At 40.5% G+C, this 15,976-nt stretch carries 17 protein-coding genes; 10 read left to right on the top strand and 7 right to left on the bottom strand.

Features of this window, described 5'->3' with window-relative positions:
• Positions 1 to 56: 56 nt before the first annotated feature.
• The gene (locus J8Z28_RS06395) at positions 57 to 1,088 is read left to right on the top strand and encodes a LacI family DNA-binding transcriptional regulator (protein WP_250660108.1); all 1,032 of its coding nucleotides are present in this window, start codon (positions 57 to 59) and stop codon (positions 1,086 to 1,088) included.
• Between the two features lie 72 nt (positions 1,089 to 1,160).
• Here the strand turns inward: J8Z28_RS06395 and J8Z28_RS06390 are convergent, their stop codons facing one another.
• From J8Z28_RS06390 to J8Z28_RS06380, 3 genes are all read right to left on the bottom strand, one after another.
• Positions 1,161 to 3,416, bottom strand: a complete 2,256-nt coding sequence (locus J8Z28_RS06390) for an aminotransferase class V-fold PLP-dependent enzyme (RefSeq protein WP_250660107.1) — start codon at positions 3,414 to 3,416, stop codon at positions 1,161 to 1,163.
• Between the two features lie 118 nt (positions 3,417 to 3,534).
• A complete protein-coding gene (locus tag J8Z28_RS06385) occupies positions 3,535 to 4,602 on the bottom strand; it encodes an AI-2E family transporter (protein WP_055021923.1) in 1,068 nt (355 codons plus the stop codon).
• Positions 4,595 to 4,813, bottom strand: coding sequence for a sulfurtransferase TusA family protein (locus tag J8Z28_RS06380; RefSeq protein WP_250660106.1), 219 nt, complete (start codon positions 4,811 to 4,813; stop codon positions 4,595 to 4,597). Before J8Z28_RS06380 ends, J8Z28_RS06385 begins: the two co-directional genes overlap by 8 nt.
• Before the next feature lie 155 nt (positions 4,814 to 4,968).
• On the opposite strand from J8Z28_RS06380, the gene J8Z28_RS06375 reads away from it, so the two are divergent.
• From J8Z28_RS06375 to J8Z28_RS06355, 5 genes are read left to right on the top strand one after another with little or no spacing between them, the layout of a single operon-like run.
• Complete coding sequence (locus J8Z28_RS06375) at positions 4,969 to 5,634, top strand: hypothetical protein (RefSeq protein WP_250660105.1); 666 nt, start codon at positions 4,969 to 4,971, stop codon at positions 5,632 to 5,634.
• Position 5,635: 1 nt separating this feature from the next.
• Positions 5,636 to 7,096, top strand: coding sequence for a beta-barrel assembly-enhancing protease (gene bepA / locus J8Z28_RS06370; protein WP_054563603.1), 1,461 nt, complete (start codon positions 5,636 to 5,638; stop codon positions 7,094 to 7,096).
• Positions 7,097 to 7,150: 54 nt separating this feature from the next.
• Positions 7,151 to 7,498, top strand: a complete 348-nt coding sequence (gene arsC / locus J8Z28_RS06365) for an arsenate reductase (glutaredoxin) (RefSeq protein ID WP_054563602.1) — start codon at positions 7,151 to 7,153, stop codon at positions 7,496 to 7,498.
• Complete coding sequence (gene wrbA / locus J8Z28_RS06360) at positions 7,498 to 8,052, top strand: NAD(P)H:quinone oxidoreductase (RefSeq protein WP_138600005.1); 555 nt, start codon at positions 7,498 to 7,500, stop codon at positions 8,050 to 8,052. Before arsC ends, wrbA begins: the two co-directional genes overlap by 1 nt.
• Positions 8,049 to 8,504 carry a DUF2069 domain-containing protein gene (locus tag J8Z28_RS06355; protein ID WP_250660104.1) on the top strand — a complete coding sequence of 152 codons (456 nt, stop codon included), beginning with the start codon at positions 8,049 to 8,051 and terminating at the stop codon, positions 8,502 to 8,504. The genes wrbA and J8Z28_RS06355 overlap by 4 nt, the downstream gene beginning before the upstream one ends.
• An 86-nt stretch (positions 8,505 to 8,590) precedes the next feature.
• Here J8Z28_RS06355 and J8Z28_RS06350 read toward each other — a convergent pair whose 3' ends face one another.
• Both J8Z28_RS06350 and J8Z28_RS06345 read right to left on the bottom strand, forming a co-directional pair.
• Positions 8,591 to 9,928, bottom strand: coding sequence for an ankyrin repeat domain-containing protein (locus J8Z28_RS06350; RefSeq protein WP_054563599.1), 1,338 nt, complete (start codon positions 9,926 to 9,928; stop codon positions 8,591 to 8,593).
• 300 nt (positions 9,929 to 10,228) lie between these two features.
• A complete protein-coding gene (locus J8Z28_RS06345; protein ID WP_054563598.1) occupies positions 10,229 to 10,822 on the bottom strand; it encodes an MlaC/ttg2D family ABC transporter substrate-binding protein in 594 nt (197 codons plus the stop codon).
• Positions 10,823 to 11,057: 235 nt separating this feature from the next.
• Between J8Z28_RS06345 and J8Z28_RS06340 the strand changes: the two genes are divergently transcribed.
• Positions 11,058 to 11,594: an acyloxyacyl hydrolase gene (locus J8Z28_RS06340; protein WP_054563597.1), complete on the top strand. Its 537-nt coding sequence runs from the start codon at positions 11,058 to 11,060 to the stop codon at positions 11,592 to 11,594.
• Between the two features lie 39 nt (positions 11,595 to 11,633).
• On the top strand, positions 11,634 to 11,780 hold the full coding sequence (locus tag J8Z28_RS06335) for a DUF2897 family protein (protein ID WP_082401729.1): 147 nt from the start codon (positions 11,634 to 11,636) through the stop codon (positions 11,778 to 11,780).
• Between the two features lie 33 nt (positions 11,781 to 11,813).
• Here J8Z28_RS06335 and J8Z28_RS06330 read toward each other — a convergent pair whose 3' ends face one another.
• Both J8Z28_RS06330 and bamC read right to left on the bottom strand, forming a co-directional pair.
• A complete protein-coding gene (locus tag J8Z28_RS06330) occupies positions 11,814 to 13,181 on the bottom strand; it encodes a YjiH family protein (protein ID WP_054563596.1) in 1,368 nt (455 codons plus the stop codon).
• Between the two features lie 71 nt (positions 13,182 to 13,252).
• A complete protein-coding gene (gene bamC, locus J8Z28_RS06325) occupies positions 13,253 to 14,314 on the bottom strand; it encodes an NlpB/DapX family lipoprotein (protein WP_058586243.1) in 1,062 nt (353 codons plus the stop codon).
• A gap of 368 nt (positions 14,315 to 14,682) precedes the next feature.
• On the opposite strand from bamC, the gene J8Z28_RS06320 reads away from it, so the two are divergent.
• A complete protein-coding gene (locus tag J8Z28_RS06320) occupies positions 14,683 to 15,216 on the top strand; it encodes a glycine cleavage system transcriptional repressor (RefSeq protein ID WP_054553746.1) in 534 nt (177 codons plus the stop codon).
• A gap of 10 nt (positions 15,217 to 15,226) precedes the next feature.
• Complete coding sequence (gene bcp / locus J8Z28_RS06315) at positions 15,227 to 15,706, top strand: thioredoxin-dependent thiol peroxidase (protein WP_250660103.1); 480 nt, start codon at positions 15,227 to 15,229, stop codon at positions 15,704 to 15,706.
• The last annotated feature ends 270 nt before the right edge of the window (positions 15,707 to 15,976 follow it).

Raw genomic sequence — 15,976 nt, 5'->3', positions numbered from 1 at the left:
GTGAACACTTTTCGATATTATTATAATACAAATATAACTAACTATAAAGTAACAGTATGAAAGTAACCATAAATGATGTAGCCAAGCTCGCTGGTGTTTCAATGAAAACCGTATCGCGAGTAATTAATAAAGAGCCATCGGTCAGAAAAAAAACGTACGACATAGTGATGGACGCTGTTAACACGTTGAACTATCAACCAAACCTTGCAGCTCGTAACCTAGCAGGCACATCGTCTTTTACTGTTGGTTTAGTTTATGACAACCCGAATGCTTATTATGTCATCGATATGCAAAATGGTGTGTTGTCGCGCTGTAAAGAAGAAGGCTATGAGCTGGTGATTCATCCATGTAACTACCTTGATGGCAACATGGAAGAAGACTTTAAAACCATGATCAAGCGCTCTCGCTTAGCAGGCCTTGTATTAACGCCACCGCTGTCAGAGCAAAATAGCATTATCGATATGCTTGATGAAATGGGCATCCATTATGTACGCGTACTCTCGGGTCACCCTACAGAAGAAGATCAAGACACTTGTATCTATGTGAACGACTACGCCGCTGCGTACGAAATTACTTCTCACCTACTCTCCCTTGGCCACAAAAACATTGGTTTTTTATGTGGTGACAAAGAGCATAAATCAACAACTGAACGCTTAGAGGGTTACCAGGCTGCATTAAAAGATCACAGCATCTCGATGAATGATGAGCTGATCTACGAAGGCCAGTATTCTTTCGAATCAGGTGTAGAAGGTGCAAAAGCATTATTAGGTGAGAATAACCCGAAAAACATAACTGCCCTTCTTGGCGGTAACGATGAAATGGCAGCTGGCGCGTTATTCGCCTCACGCTTAATGGGAATTGAAATTCCACAGCAGTTATCAATCACCGGCTTCGAGGACTCACCGTTCTCTCGTCAGACTTGGCCTAAACTCACTACAGCCCATCAGGCGAATGATGTGATTTCGCAGCATGCAGCGCGTTTACTGTTTAGAAAAACCCGTGGCGCACGTAATCAAGATAAAGACATCATCACGACCTTTACCCCTTCATTAGTGGTACGGGAAAGCTCAGGCCCTACAACGGCCTAGTTTATACAAGTTACGAAAAAGCCGCTCGATAGCGGCTTTTTTAATGACTAATTTATATGTACTCACAAAACATTAAAGCAATGCTAAACCGCCATTTAAGTTATAAACGTTTTCAAACCCTAACTGCGACAAATTATTTGCCGCTTGTTTAGAACGATTACCACTTCGGCAAACCAAAATGTAGCTATGGTCTTTATCAAGCTGCCCTTGCACGATGGCGTTTGCCATACGGCTCAGTGGAATGTTGATCACTTTGCTATCAGCAACTGTGAATATTTCAGCCAAATTATTCGCACCATGTTCATACGGTTCGCGAGTATCAATTAAGTAAGTGGCTTTATCGTTTAGCATTACTTTAGCATCACTTGCAGCAAGCTGTTTCATTGGTGCACTTTCAAGTGTTTCAACATAGCCACATAGAGAATGACTTACAGTATGCTTTTGCTCATCCGCTTGTTGCTTTAATTCAACAAACTCATCATCTGATACTTGTTCATTTAATAGTTTTGCTAATAACGGCGCCGTTGTCTTTTGCGCATGCCAATCCATTGCAAAACATTGCTGATAATCATGCCCTGAACAAATTACCGTAGAATCTTGTACTGCCATAGCAAGCTGTTTTAATGACTGAGCCATTTTTGCAGCATCGCCACCGCTAATTGCTGTGTTACCTAAGCCACCTGGTAAGATTAAATCGCCACAGAAGCAATAGCTGATATCACCGCTTTGTGTATCTGACAATAAATAGCTAACACTATCGTCACTATGACCCGGTGTCGCTACTTTAGTTAAGCGTGCATCGCTTAATTCGATGGTTGCTGAGTCTTTAGGCCAGCCAAGTTCATCTATTTCATTAGCAACAAAACGTTCTGCGAGCTCTTTTGATAATAAACAACGAGCCGATAAACGCTCTTGGTGATTATGGGTATCTAAAATCGCTTTTACTGATAGACCTTGTGTCGCGACAATTTTCGCCATACGCGGAATAAGCTCGATAATAGGATCAATCACCACTGCGTTTTTATCGCTGTCTACATATAGCCAACAGCACGCGGCTTGATGACGTAGCTGTGTTAAGCCAATCGCACACACTTCGTGTTGAGGCGATGTACTATCAGATACAACTAAGCAGTTTGCTTCAAGAATCGGCTTTAAAGAACGGATTTTATCGCAAGCAAAGTCAATCTCTTGCTGATTCACAGCAGGGCCAAACGACATACGTATCGCGTTTTCACTTTGCCAATCACTGGCTCCCATCGCATCTAAAACAAAACTACGATTTGCGCCTGAGCTACATGCAGAACCGCCACTAACACGGATACCCGCCGCATCAAATAAGTCCATCACTTCTTTACTGGTTAATTCGTTCACAGCAAAGTTTAATGTTGTTGGCACTGAATGCTCGAAACTGTGATTAAACGTGATGCTGCCAAAGGTGTCTGTTAATGCAGCTAATAATTGCTCGCGAAAAGCATGTAGCTGCTCAATTGGCTTGAATGTTTGGTTTTGTTTATCAAGTAATAACGAGAACAACTTATTTAAACCGGCAATGCCCGGTAAATTTTCTGTACCAGATCGCATACCGCTTTCTTGGCCGCCACCAGCAATAAATGGTGTATACGCACTGCCTTTACGAATATAAAGTACGCCAATACCTTTAGGGGCATACAATTTATGGCCAGAGAATGGAGCGTAATCAATGGTTGTTTGGCTTAGCGCTAAGTTGGTTTTACCTAATGCCTGTACGCAGTCAACCATCCAAGCCACATGGGTGTTTTCACTACGAATGACTTGCTCAATAGCGCTTAAATCTTGGAATACACCGGTTTCGTTGTTTACTGCCATAGTACAGATCATCAGTGCATTCGCAGCATGTTTACGAATAAACTCGAGGTCTAAAATACCGTTTTTATCTACTGGAATAGCTAATACCTGTGCGTTTATATCAAGCACGCTGTTCCAATGTTTTAGGGTATTTGGCACCGCTTTATGTTCTGTTGCCCCATAAAGTAATACCGGATTCTCGATTTGATGACTTTTTGCAGCAATAAGTGTTGAAACAACCGCTGTTTGAATACCTTCTGTTGCACCAGAGGTAAATAAAATATCACCATCGGTTGCGCCAATGACTTCACGTGCTTTGTTACGCGTTTGTTCTAATAAGTGTTTTGCTTGAATACCCGTAATATGAGAACTTGATGGATTACCAAAACAAACTTGCATCGTGTGCGAAACCACATCGGCAATTTCAGGAAGTACAGGAGTCGTTGCATTCGCATCTAAATAAATTTGCTGATTAGCATCGTCAGGAAGGTAAAAATTTGCCATGTAAAACGCACCATATTACTAAAAGATATATCTTATAACCTATTTTACATTTTTCACGGCTAAATTATAATAATCAATTAGCCAGTAAAGTGCGTTTTCTATACTTTTTAAGACTAAGCTAACTTTCTATTAGCTCAACCTGCTTAGAAGACCAGGCATTTATAAGCGCTTTTACTAATGAAGCCAGCGGTATTGCGAAGAACACCCCCCAAAAGCCCCATAAGCCGCCAAAAAACAGTACTGCAACGATAATAAACACTGGGTTTAAATCGACCGCTTCAGAGAACAGTAACGGCACTAACACATTGCCATCAAGAGCTTGGATCACGCCATAAATGATTAAAATGGTCCAAAATTGTGTTTCTAAACCAAATTGAAATAACGCCACCGCAGCAACTGGAATGGTCACCAATGCCGCCCCAACAAATGGAATAAGCACCGACAAGCCTACTAACACGCCGAGTAAAGCCGCATAGCGAAGGTCAAGCACTGCAAAAGCGATAAAAGATGCAGTACCAACAATTAAAATCTCAAATACCTTACCGCGAATATAATTCATGATTTGCTGATTCATTTCTTGCCATACTTGAATGATCAAGCGGCGTTGCTTAGGCAATAAACGCTCAGCACTTTGTGTGAGTTCCAATTTATCTTTAAGCATAAAGAACACCAGGAGCGGCACTAAGATCAGATAAATCAGCCAAGCTGCCACATCTTTAATCGAAGTTAATGACACCGATAGCACCAACTGACCAAACTCAATCGCTTTGGTCTCTACACTGGTAACAATTGATTTAACCTGATCTTCAGTAATCAAACTTGGGTAATCTTCAGGAAGATGTAAAAGCAGCGCTTTACCTTTTTCAATCATGTAAGGGGTTTCTTGAACTAGATTACTAGTTTGCTGCCAAAGCACGGGCCCCATGCCGACAATAATCATGATCATCAAGCCACTGAATACCAACATAACAAGAATCGTTGCGGTAAACCTCTTTAAACCCAGCTTTTCTAAGTGAGCAACAGGCCAATCAAGTAAATAGGCAATCACCAAGGCAACTAAAACTGGCACGATTAACGAACCAAAAAAGTAGAAAAATGCAAAGGTTGCAATAAGCAGTAACAACAAAGTTACTGAATGGGGATCAGAAAATTTATTTTCGTACCACGCTTTTACATACTCAAACACGAATGGGCTCCACTGTTAGCACACCTAATTCTAGGTCAATTTTAAAATGGTAATGATTTTTTTCTAAAAATCGCTGCATATCGTCCGTTGCCTCAGCAGCATTAAATGTAAAAGTCACGGGTTGTTTAATTGATGTTGCCTTATTCAACCCTAATTTAAACTGAATAAATTGTTGAGGGCACTTATAGCCTCTTAAATCAACCGTTAACATAGCGAATCAACTGCGTTATTAATATGAATAATAAGTATAAGGTGTAGGCCGTTTGCGAAAATAAGTCTTTATAATGAGAAACAACTCATTTTTTTCTTAAAACACGCAAAACAATAGTTTATCCTTAATCTATAACTGGTAGTAAAGGAAACTCCATGCCTGGCTCGCATAATAAAGCGCAATTACCTGCGAATCCAACTCTTAAAGAGATAAACTGGTATAAAAAACAAATAAACTGGGGCGAGCTGCCGCCTTTTTATCACATGGTGGCATCATCGGTTAGCGAATCTGAAGGGATTTTAGACCACGGTTTTGATAATGCCGTTAAACAATTAATTGATCCACGCAACTGGAACCTTGATTTATTAGGTGGTCATGAAACCGACATGGGCGAAATTGTTTGTAAGCAAAAACCGCGCATTGCTTTGCATCAAAGCTTTACGGACCGAGGTTTCGAATTATGGGCCTACCCTTATGCTAAAGATGTTATGGTAGACCAATACATCAAAGACAATCGCTTTATGGAGTTTAAGGTGTGGGACCCGCACACCATGAAAAACCTTATTCGCTTTAACCAGCTTCATAAATTCATCGCTTTTTACTTTGAAAGAGGCGATAAAGCTGACAAAGCTTTAATTCTTCATGCCCATAAAGTAGCGCATAAAATCATAACTTTTTTACAACGAGAGTTGAACGTTGTTAAGCTAGATGGAGTCACAATAAAAGATTTCTATCAATTGTGCGAAAAAGACAGCCGAGCATGCAGCGACGAAATAGACTTAGCAAAAGTCATGTTAGGTGAGCAAATCAACAAGGAATAAGATGCGACTAAAATCAGCCTTTATTACACTGTGCAGTGCATTACTGACGTTTTCAATACTGCATAGTGAGCCGTTGAAGGCACAAACAAACTTTAAGCTGCCCGATTTAGGGACCTCAGCTTTACAGGCTTTGCCGATTGAAAAAGAGCAAGCGATCGGTGAAGTGATGATGATGCAAATTCGTGGCTCATCACCCGTTGTAAGTGATCCTGTTCTTGATGAGTACCTGACCACTTTGGGCCGTCGTTTAGTCGCAAACGCCAACGATGTGCGTTTCCCATTTTCATTTTTCTGGTTAAACAACGCTGAAATTAATGCTTTTGCCTTTTATGGTGGCCATGTGGGTGTGCATACGGGTCTTATCGCACAAGCCGATAACGAAAGCCAATTTGCCTCAGTACTTGGGCACGAAATAGCTCACGTAACACAGCGCCATTTAGCCCGCCGTATTCAACAACAGCAAGATAACAGCGCGTTAACTATAGCAGGTATGATTGCGGGTATTTTAGCTACCGTTGTTGCACCTGACGCTGGCATTGCAATTATCTCAGCAAACCAGACACAAGCGGCGTTTAGTCAATTAACTCATAGTCGTGCTGCTGAACAAGAGGCAGACCGTATTGGTATGCAGACCTTAAATAATGCAGGGTTTGATCCTCGCCAATCGAGTGAGTTTTTAACTAAACTTGCTGCACAAATTCGCTACAAGTATAAGCCGCCAGCCTTTTTGCTAACTCACCCATTGCCTGAAAGCCGTGTTTCTGATGTACGCTTACGTGCCGAGCAGTATCCAAAACGACACTACTCCGACAGCCTAGAGTTTAACCTAGCTAAGAGCCGTGTAATTGCTCGATATCAGCAAAAGTCAAAAGCTGCAGAAGATTTATTTCGTAAATTAATGCGTGAAAATACCGTTCATAACGACACTGCACTTAAATATGGCTTGGGTATTAGCTTGTTGGACCAAAAAAAGCTTGATGAAGCAGCCAGCATTTTGAATCCATTGCTTGAGCAAGATCCAAAGAACTTATTTTATATTGATACCCACACAGACTTACTCATTGCGCAAGGTAAAGCGAATGAAGCAGTAGAGTTTTTAGCTAAGCTAGATATCGATAGACCAAACAATCAGGTGATTGCCTTAAACTATGCAAATGCCGCTATTGAAGCTAAACAATTTGACCTTGCTGAACGTATCTTAAAATCTTATTTATTAGCAAAACCTGAGAACAATCTTGCCAAAGAGCTCATTGCTGATGTCTATAAAAAGCAAGAAAATATGGCTTCCTACCATGAAGCGCATGCCGATGTGCTTGCCCAATATGGCGCTTATTTAAAAGCAGCTGATGAAATTCAAAAAGCACTAAACTTTGTTGAGCCTGAAGAGCTAGTTAAACAACAACGTTTAAAAGCCCTACTTACACAATACCGCCAATTACAAAAAGAGCTTGCGAGACTTTAAGTCTCGCGGCGCTTGCCCTAAAATAAGCCAAATTATTAAATGTGAGAACACACTATGTCTGTGACTATTTATCATAATCCACGTTGTTCAAAATCGCGTGAAACACTTGCCCTATTAGAAAGCAATAACGTACAACCAAGTGTTGTTGAATACCTAAAAACACCGCTTAATGAACAACAAATCTCGACTTTAATTAGCCAACTGGGCTTTACTTCAGCGCGTGAATTAATGCGTACTAAAGAAGACATCTACAAAGAGCTTGAGCTTAAAAACGAACAAAACGAAGACAAATTAATTGCTGCAATGGCTGCCAATCCAAAACTAATCGAGCGCCCAATTGTTGAAAATAACGGCAAAGCTGCTCTAGGTCGTCCACCAGAAAACGTATTAAGCGTACTTTAATGGCTATAAACATTGTTGTGCTATACCACTCAAGCCATGGCTCTGTAGAAGCAATGGCTCATGAGATAGCCGAGTCGATTGAGCAACAAGGTGCAACTGCCTTATTGCGCACGTTTGTTAAGCGCCAGCCACACGATATTGTGATCAGCAAAGATGATCTAATTAATTGTGATGGCTTAGCCTTTGGCACCCCTACTCGATTTGGCATGATGGCCTCACAAGCTAAGAGCTTTTGGGAGACCACCAGTGATCTGTGGCTTAAAGGTCAGCTGATAGATAAACCTGCTTGCGTTTTTTCGTCATCAAGCAGTATGCACGGTGGTAACGAAGCTACCTTGTTGAATCTATCACTGCCGTTGTTACATCACGGCATGATGTTGCTTGGCGTGCCTTATGAGGTACCTGAGTTATTAGCAACTGAAACCGGCGGTACGCCGTACGGCGCGAGTCATGTGGCCGGTAGCAATAACAGCAATGTGTTAAGTAAAGACGAAATTAAAATTTGCCAAAGCGTTGGAAAACGCTTAGCACTGATTGCGAGTAAATTAAAATGAGCTTGGAACCTGAGCTAAATCAGCCTGTTGCCAAAAAACCAATTACAAAACGATTCCAACGTTTTGCACTGATTGGTTATGTCGGCTTATTAGTTTTAATGCCAATTTGGCTGTTTTTAATTGCCCCAAGAGAAGGCCACAGTAACGCCTTTATCTTTGTTGTTTATATACTGCCTCTACTGTTACCGCTTAAGGGCATTATTCAAGATAAGCCTTATACCTACGCTTGGGCGAACTTTATCGTGATGTTCTATTTCATCCATGGTTTTACATTACTGTGGGTCGCACAAGAACAGCTAATTTGGGTATTACTTGAGTTAATCTTTGCGAGTCTGATGTTTATTGGCTGCACTTATTATGCTCGCCATCGCGGACAAGAGCTTGGCCTTAAGATACGCAAATTAAAAGAAGAGCTGGCCGAAGAAAAAGCCGCTCATGAACACGATAAATAATACCGATTCGTTTATCAAAAAATGAAACAAAAACGGCAACCTAGGTTGCCGTTTTTTTCATGTCACTTTATATAGTTTTTATGCGTTCACACCAACTCTGCTAAGGTGGCTAGTGCGACAATACTTGCCAGACCCACTTGACCAATTAAGCTAAATAATGAGAACAGCCTTAAAATAAACAGCCCCCATGGATGGCGAATATGCGGGTAAAGCGCACAGCGTTTCAAGCTTGTGGCAAAGAAAAAGCATAAGATCGAAACCAACGTAAAGCTCAGCGTTAACTCACTTTTAATAGCAATGCTATCGTCAAAAAAGAAGAACAACTGCACAGGTAGTAACACAGTTACAATCGCATGTAGTAAGTGCACTTTTTTAACGCGATCAAACTGCCCTTCTGGCGAAAGCTCTTTAATGCCAAAGTCATGCTCAAGGCACTTTACTAAGTTATCCGCTTTAATGCTAACTGCTAGTCGGTAGCAACTTAGACCGTCGTTGTTACGGACTCTAAAGTCATAGCCCGCTTTTAAAAGCAACACCAGTAAAGGTCCATTCTCGGCTAATACAGCGTAATGTAATGCTGTATTCCCTTTGTTGTCTTGGGCCTTCTTATCTTGATGTTCAAGTATTGTCTCAACAACATTCACATAGCCTTTTTCAGTAGCCCACATAAACGCTGTTTTACCGTTTTCGTCAGCTAAAGCACCTGTTGCGCCTTGCTCAATGAAACGCTTTGCCATAGTTTGTTTAGCATTTTCGTGGCTTAAGTGGGCAAGTAAAGCTTGTTCAAGTAACGATGCTGAATCAACATCAGGTGATACAAGTTTTAGTAAGGTGAAGTAATCTTCACCGTGAGCAACTTTTTCAGCCGCAAGCGCTGTTAATGGCTCAAGATCAGCCACAGAATCTGGAATAAAACCACTAAAACGCTCTCTAAAGTCAACTTCGGTCCACAGCTCTAATACATCGTCCGCAGACATTTTCGCACCGTGATTAAGTACATGCTCAATCACAGTAAAATAGCGACGATTGAATAACTGATGGATGAGAGTTATAGGGGTTTTAACGGCCGATTGAGCAAATGCGCTAGCGTACTTCTCTAAGCGCTGGCATAACATTAAAACAAGACTTTCAGGGGTGTAGTCGTTTTCTAAGAAATGCGTTTTCATAGCATTAATATAATGCAACGCAGCTTCATCAAACTCAGAAATATGTTGGAAATAACACTCTTCAAACGGTTCAAGAGGAGTCAACCAAGTAAGGTAGTAAATAGGCGGAAGAACCGTCGTACACACACCGTCATCTTCATTAGTAGAACGACATGCCGGCCAAGCTTCTAAAGCATCTAAAATATAGGCCCCGTTTTGCTCAGCTAATCCTTTGATTAGTAACGGGTATTCCTTTGGCCAAATCAGTACATTTTCCATTAAAAAAACACAACTCCGCTGCACATTATTCGATGTCTTATTAAGCAACTAGTTATAGCAAAATTTAACTGACAGTTTGCTTAATATTGCGACCAATAACACAGTATCTGAACAGATACTTTGGTAAACAAGAAAAGTAGCATGATTCTACCACAGAGGGTTACAGGTGCTAGCGCAAAGTAGGTGATTTTTAAAGAAAATAGAAAAGCAGCGGCACATGGACGGTACTCACTGCTTGGTTGGAGACTGAAAGTAGCTAAAATGCTCGATGAGGTGAAGGTAATCGAGCTTTAAGATAACTTACTTACTTGCTAATTCGTGTGTCACTTCATCAATGCCAACTTGGCTGATGCGCTGTAAAACTTCTTTTTGCTTCGCGCTTAACAGTGAAATGCCTTCAGCAACAATATCGTATACTTTCCACTGCTTATCTTTGCCTTGGCGTAATTTAAAGTGCAAATCGATGGCTGGCGCATTGTCATCAACAATTTGCGTTTTAACTGTTGCATAACCATCGTCGATGAGTTGTGATTGATCAAAAATAACTTTTTGGCCTGTGTATTTCATTAGTGCGCCGGCATAAGTTACTGTTAAGTAATGCTCAACCGCAGCAATAAAATCAACGGCTTGGTCACGGCGTAGGCCTTTAATGTGCTTACCTAAAAGCTTATACGATACAAACTTAATATCCATGTGCGGCAATAAGCGTTTTTCTACAATGTTCGCCATTGCTTCTGAGCTTGCATCGCCTTTTGCATTTACATTTGCGATATCAACAAATAAATCTGCTGTGACTGATTCTAATAGTTGCTTAGGCGAGCGGTCTTCACTGGCAAAAGCAGTTGCAGTAAAAAGCGCAGCTATAAGCAAAAATGAGTTAACTAGTTTGGTCATCGTGTTCACCTCTCAACGAAAATTTTCGCTAATATACCGATATTAAATCCATAAAAAAAGAAACAATCCGACACCGTTTTAATGCCAATTAAGCACCAATCGATTTTTCCCATAGTTTTCAGTTAATTGCTAAAAAATATGAGAATGTGCACAGCTTCTGTGTTTTTACGCACATTGAAAAGTTCTTACCTCCGCCCTTATCTACTTGCTCACAGTCATAATCAGAAGTACCGAGATGAAACTAAAACACCCACTAAAAGCACTTATGTTAAGTGTAGCCGCCCTACTAGCAACACCAACTTATGCTGCTTCAAACCATGGCTATGCCGTTGATTACATTCAAGGTGAAGGGGATGTAAAAGGCTTAAAACTGGCCTACCAGTACCATATACCCAATGAAAAGCTGCCCTTTCAACACGCCCGTTTGTACTTCGAGTCTAGTTTTAATATTTGGCAGTATGGCAAAGACAACAAACATCAAACTAATATCGTGTTAGCTATGTCTCCGGTGATCCAATACCCTGTATTTAATGTGAAAAACATGCCTGTTTATGTGGAGTTTGGGATCGGGGTTTCACTGTTAGATGACACCCATTTTGCAGGTAAAAACGTTAGTACTCACTATCAGTTTGAGGATAGGTTGGGTTTGGTTGCAGACCTAGGTGAAGACTCAACCTTAGCTCTTAGGTATTTACATTACTCAAATGCGGGGTTCAAAAGCCCTAACCCTGGCCTTGATTTTATTTCACTGTCTTATGCAAGACGATTTTAAGTGCTACTATATCGCTGTGTATATCGGCAGGATTTCAAGATGGAAACTTGGCAAATTATAGCCATTGTTGTTGCCGTATTTGGTGTAGTAATTGGTAACCTTATGTTGCTAAAACATGCAGCAAAAATGGACTTCAAAGTGCCTAAAAGCGATGTTAATGAAGATAAAAAAAGCCCTGATGAATAATCAGGGCTTTTCTTTTATAGACTTCAGCTTAGTTTACACTAACCAATGTGCCATTAAGACAATCACCGGTAATGTTACTAAGGTTCTTAAAATAAAGATGAAGAACAACTCGATAATATTAACCGGGATTTTGCTACCTAAAAGCAGTGCGCCTACTTCCGACATATAAATCAATTGCGTCACACTCATTGCAGCAACGATAAAGCGTGTTACATCACTTTCGATACTACCAGCGGCAAGAATCGACGGAATAAACATATCAGCAAAGCCAACCATAATTGTTTGTGCGGCAGCTTCAGCTTCTGGTACTTGTAATAGCTCTAAGAATGGTACAAACGGCTTGCCCATATACTCAAAAATTGGCGTATATTCAGCAATAATCAAGGCAAATGTGCCTACAGCCATAACCACAGGTAATACTGCAAATACCATATCAAATGCGTTATGTAAGCCTTCTTTTACTGTACCAGCAAAGCCCGGTGCAGTGCGTGCTTTAGCAAGCGCCACATCAAGTGAATGAGAAACTAATGTTTTACCTTCAGGCACTGACTCTGCGTCTTTATCAGGCTCTGTTCCATCTACATAGAGATCTTTTTTAAAGCGTAGCGGTGGTAAACGAGGCACAATTAGCGCTGCGGCTAAACCAGCTAAACACACTGTTAAGTAAAACGGTGCAAAAAGGTGCTCAAGCTTTACTTGACCAATCACAACTAAACAAAAGGTAATTGATACAGCTGAGAAAGTGGTACCAATAATGGCCGCTTCGCGCTGCGTATAATGTTTATCTTCATACTGACGAGCGGTCATCAAAATACCCACACTGCCATCACCTAACCAAGATGCTACACAGTTAACCGCACTTCGGCCTGGCACACCAAAAAGTGGGCGCATAACTTTAGTTAATAAGGTACCGACTAGCTCTAACAAGCCGAAGTTTAATAATAATGGTAATAGTAAGCCCGCTAAAACAAACACAGAAAACAATACTGGCAACAAGTCGTTTAACACCAGTGCACCGGTATTACCGGAAATAATCATTTCTGGCCCTTGTTTAGTGTAGGTCAGAACGATAAAAACCATACCCAGTAATCGAACACTCAGCCACAGCCAACTAACATCAAATAAATGTTTAATTATAAAGAACTTAAGTAATGGCTGCGGTTTAAACAACTTTATCACTAAAGATAAAATACCGGTGATACAAACAATGCTGGTAATTAACCCCAGTGCAAATGGGCCAATCCACTCTTGCACTGCTTTTGCCATAACAGCAATCGGAATGGTCATTGCTTCACCTATGGGTACCGGCGTCATAAACAAGAAGACACCTATAAGTGAAGGAACGAAAAAGGTAAACAAGGTTCGCAAGTCACTGCGATTTGCTGTGTTTAAGTTAGACATATTTTCAACCTGTAAAAACCACAAAAAGAGCGGCTAAGCTCTTTTTGTGGTGGTTTTGACTTTTTTAATTATTAAATATTGATACCGCGCTGACGCAGTGCATTTTCTAATGCTTGCTGGAGGTCATTCATTGTACCAGGCTCTAATGTCGAACCTTCAGAGTCCATCCAAGTTAAACTTGTGCCGCCATCATTGGTGCGGCTAACAAGAATTTGGTATTGGCCATCTTCAATTGGAAGTTCAGATAATTCTTCGCCCCAAATTGAATCCCATACGCTTGACTCAGGCTTTTTGTAATCAGCCGTGATCAAACCACGCTCTTGGTCAATCTCTACGATAGTGAAAGATAAGCGCTCTAAGAAACCTGAGAAACGATCAAACACCATGTTGTAATCTTGCTCTGTAACCAATGCCGCATTACCTTTGTTATCAAAGCCCATTTCTAATGAAATAATGCCTTGTTGTTTACGCATATCAACTTCAAGTTGACGGTAACGATAATCAAACTCTGCAATCACTTGGTTTAACGCGCGAACTTCAAGCTGTTGCTGTAGTAATGGTGTTAACGGTACTGAGTCACTTTTATAATCAGCAAGCTTAGAAGTTAACGAAGCTGTACGCTGATGCGACTTTTCTTCAATTGTGAAGATAAAGCGCTGCTGTGATACTTCAGTTTCAGTTTCCCAGAACCAACCTTCTTCAGGTTTAATAATGGCATACCAACCTGTTTCAATTGAATTTGAGGCTTTGTCTTCTTTTAAAGCGGCGGTATTTTTTTCTGCTAGAACAGCTTTAATAGAGTCCCAGATAAATACATCTAAATCTTCGATACCATCGTTTTTATCAAAGTAGACACGTGCTTCTGTGTCACCTTCTTCAACCCAAGTACCTTGAGCAATGGTAATTACTTGCGCTGGCGGACGATAGTTTTTAGCTTCAGGATTGTTGTCGTATTGCGCAACATCCATTTTATAAGTTGGATCTTGAGCTGGTTGCGCTAATCCTGCTGGAGCTTTCACCGCTTCGTTAGCACGATAATTGCGTTTGTGGTGCGCTTCATCGGTAAAAACACCGCACCCTGTTAAACTTACCATTACGCTTACAGCAAGCGCCTTTGAGATCCAATACTGCACAGATATTTCTCCTTAGCAAACCCTTAATTTTTTTAACAAATATATGAGTGGGTAATGCCGATTTGGTTCACTGTAAAATCACTTTTAACTTTACATTTATTGTTTTTATGCAAAAAACCCTAATAGATTGGGCTAGCGTAACGTATTTGATTGCTTATCGCCTTGCAAAATTTTAACTATGGTACTTTCTGATGCCCCTAAAAACAAGAAAGAGCGCACTTTATTCACGGCTTAATTAATCGCCGCTATCGTTAACGGAGCAAATTATGTTAAACTTCGCCGCCGTGCGGTATTAAACTCACGTGAAATCAAAGCTTATTTAAGCTTATATCCATTGGTATTGTTATTTACTAGGTATTTAAAATTCCATGACTGCTTTTACAAATCATCAGATAGTGCTCACTGCGATTGGCGAAGATAGACCCGGTATCGTTAGCGAATTAACTCAGTTAGTGAGTGATTGCCATTGCAATATAATTGACAGTCGCATTGCTATTTTGGGCAACGAATTTACCTTTATCATGCTATTAGCAGGTGATATGTCGGCAATTAGCCGTATTGAACATACATTGCCAACTAAAGGTATGGAGCTTGGTCTTTTAACCATGATGAAACGCACAGCAAGTCATGTTGCATGTGAATTTTGTGCCGGTTACACCCTCGAATACACAGGTATTGATACACCAGGAACATTAAGTAAAGTTACGCGCTTTTTTGCTGATAACAACATAAGCATTTGTTCTCTCAAGTCAGACACTTACGATGAAGATGACGAGCTTAAAATGCGCTGCGAACTCGAGTTTAATATTCCTGTTGAAGTCGATATTGATAACTTTAAAGTGAGCTTTGAAGATCTTTCTCGTAGTTTGAACGTAGATTATATTTTCAGACGCATTCGCTAAGGAGCAAAGCATGAAAACAATTAATCCATTACAAGCAGGCGATACAGCCCCTGCTTTTAGCTTACAAAATCAGAATGACGAAACTATCGTGTTAGCTGATCTTTTAAAAGAGCAGCAAGTACTGGTTTATTTCTACCCTAAAGCGTCAACACCGGGTTGTACTGTACAAGCAGAGAACTTACGTGATGAAAAAGCTGAGCTTGCTAAATTTAACACGCGTGTTGTGGGTATCAGCCCAGATCCAATCAAGCGTTTAAAGAATTTTGAAACCAAAAAAGAGCTTAACTTTGATTTACTAGCCGACGAAGATCACGCGATTGCTGATGCCTTTGGTATTTGGGGTTACAAGAAGTTTATGGGTAAAGAATACGAAGGAATTCATCGTATTAGCTTCCTTGTAAGCCAAGACGGTAAAATCAAACACGTGTTTGATAAGTTCAAAACCAAAGACCATCATCAGGTGGTGTTGGACTATTTAGCGCAGAATTGATAGTTACGAGTTACGAGAACATAGTAAAAAAGCGTTGCCATGGTGCAACGCTTTTTTGTTTTTAAGGCCACTGACTCAATTTACAAACTTATATAAATAGCAGATAAAATAGGAATAAATTTAGGTTTAAAACAAGTATATTGTTCATCTACAAGTTACCTAACTAGAACCCTTTATGCAGTGCTTTCAAGAGCCCAAAAGTATAGGGCTTACCGAAATAAGAGAGCGTTAACTATGCTATTAAAAGAAAAGTTAGTTATTTTATTGGGT

Origin of the sequence: Pseudoalteromonas sp. SCSIO 43088, from assembly GCF_023650795.1 — a bacterium.
In the GTDB taxonomy this organism is placed as follows: domain Bacteria; phylum Pseudomonadota; class Gammaproteobacteria; order Enterobacterales; family Alteromonadaceae; genus Pseudoalteromonas; species Pseudoalteromonas shioyasakiensis.
Note: the sequence above shows the minus strand (reverse complement) of the source record. Positions and strands in the feature narration are given on the sequence as shown.

Coding starts and splice junctions, on each gene's coding strand:
- J8Z28_RS06395 (WP_250660108.1), top strand. CDS start 57: ATGAAAGTAACCATAAATGATGTAGCCAAGCTCGCTGGTGTTTCAATG.
- J8Z28_RS06390 (WP_250660107.1), bottom strand. CDS start 3,416: ATGGCAAATTTTTACCTTCCTGACGATGCTAATCAGCAAATTTATTTA.
- J8Z28_RS06380 (WP_250660106.1), bottom strand. CDS start 4,813: ATGTTAACGGTTGATTTAAGAGGCTATAAGTGCCCTCAACAATTTATT.
- J8Z28_RS06375 (WP_250660105.1), top strand. CDS start 4,969: ATGCCTGGCTCGCATAATAAAGCGCAATTACCTGCGAATCCAACTCTT.
- bepA (WP_054563603.1), top strand. CDS start 5,636: ATGCGACTAAAATCAGCCTTTATTACACTGTGCAGTGCATTACTGACG.
- arsC (WP_054563602.1), top strand. CDS start 7,151: ATGTCTGTGACTATTTATCATAATCCACGTTGTTCAAAATCGCGTGAA.
- wrbA (WP_138600005.1), top strand. CDS start 7,498: ATGGCTATAAACATTGTTGTGCTATACCACTCAAGCCATGGCTCTGTA.
- J8Z28_RS06355 (WP_250660104.1), top strand. CDS start 8,049: ATGAGCTTGGAACCTGAGCTAAATCAGCCTGTTGCCAAAAAACCAATT.
- J8Z28_RS06350 (WP_054563599.1), bottom strand. CDS start 9,928: ATGGAAAATGTACTGATTTGGCCAAAGGAATACCCGTTACTAATCAAA.
- J8Z28_RS06345 (WP_054563598.1), bottom strand. CDS start 10,822: ATGACCAAACTAGTTAACTCATTTTTGCTTATAGCTGCGCTTTTTACT.
- J8Z28_RS06340 (WP_054563597.1), top strand. CDS start 11,058: ATGAAACTAAAACACCCACTAAAAGCACTTATGTTAAGTGTAGCCGCC.
- J8Z28_RS06335 (WP_082401729.1), top strand. CDS start 11,634: ATGGAAACTTGGCAAATTATAGCCATTGTTGTTGCCGTATTTGGTGTA.
- J8Z28_RS06330 (WP_054563596.1), bottom strand. CDS start 13,181: ATGTCTAACTTAAACACAGCAAATCGCAGTGACTTGCGAACCTTGTTT.
- J8Z28_RS06320 (WP_054553746.1), top strand. CDS start 14,683: ATGACTGCTTTTACAAATCATCAGATAGTGCTCACTGCGATTGGCGAA.
- bcp (WP_250660103.1), top strand. CDS start 15,227: ATGAAAACAATTAATCCATTACAAGCAGGCGATACAGCCCCTGCTTTT.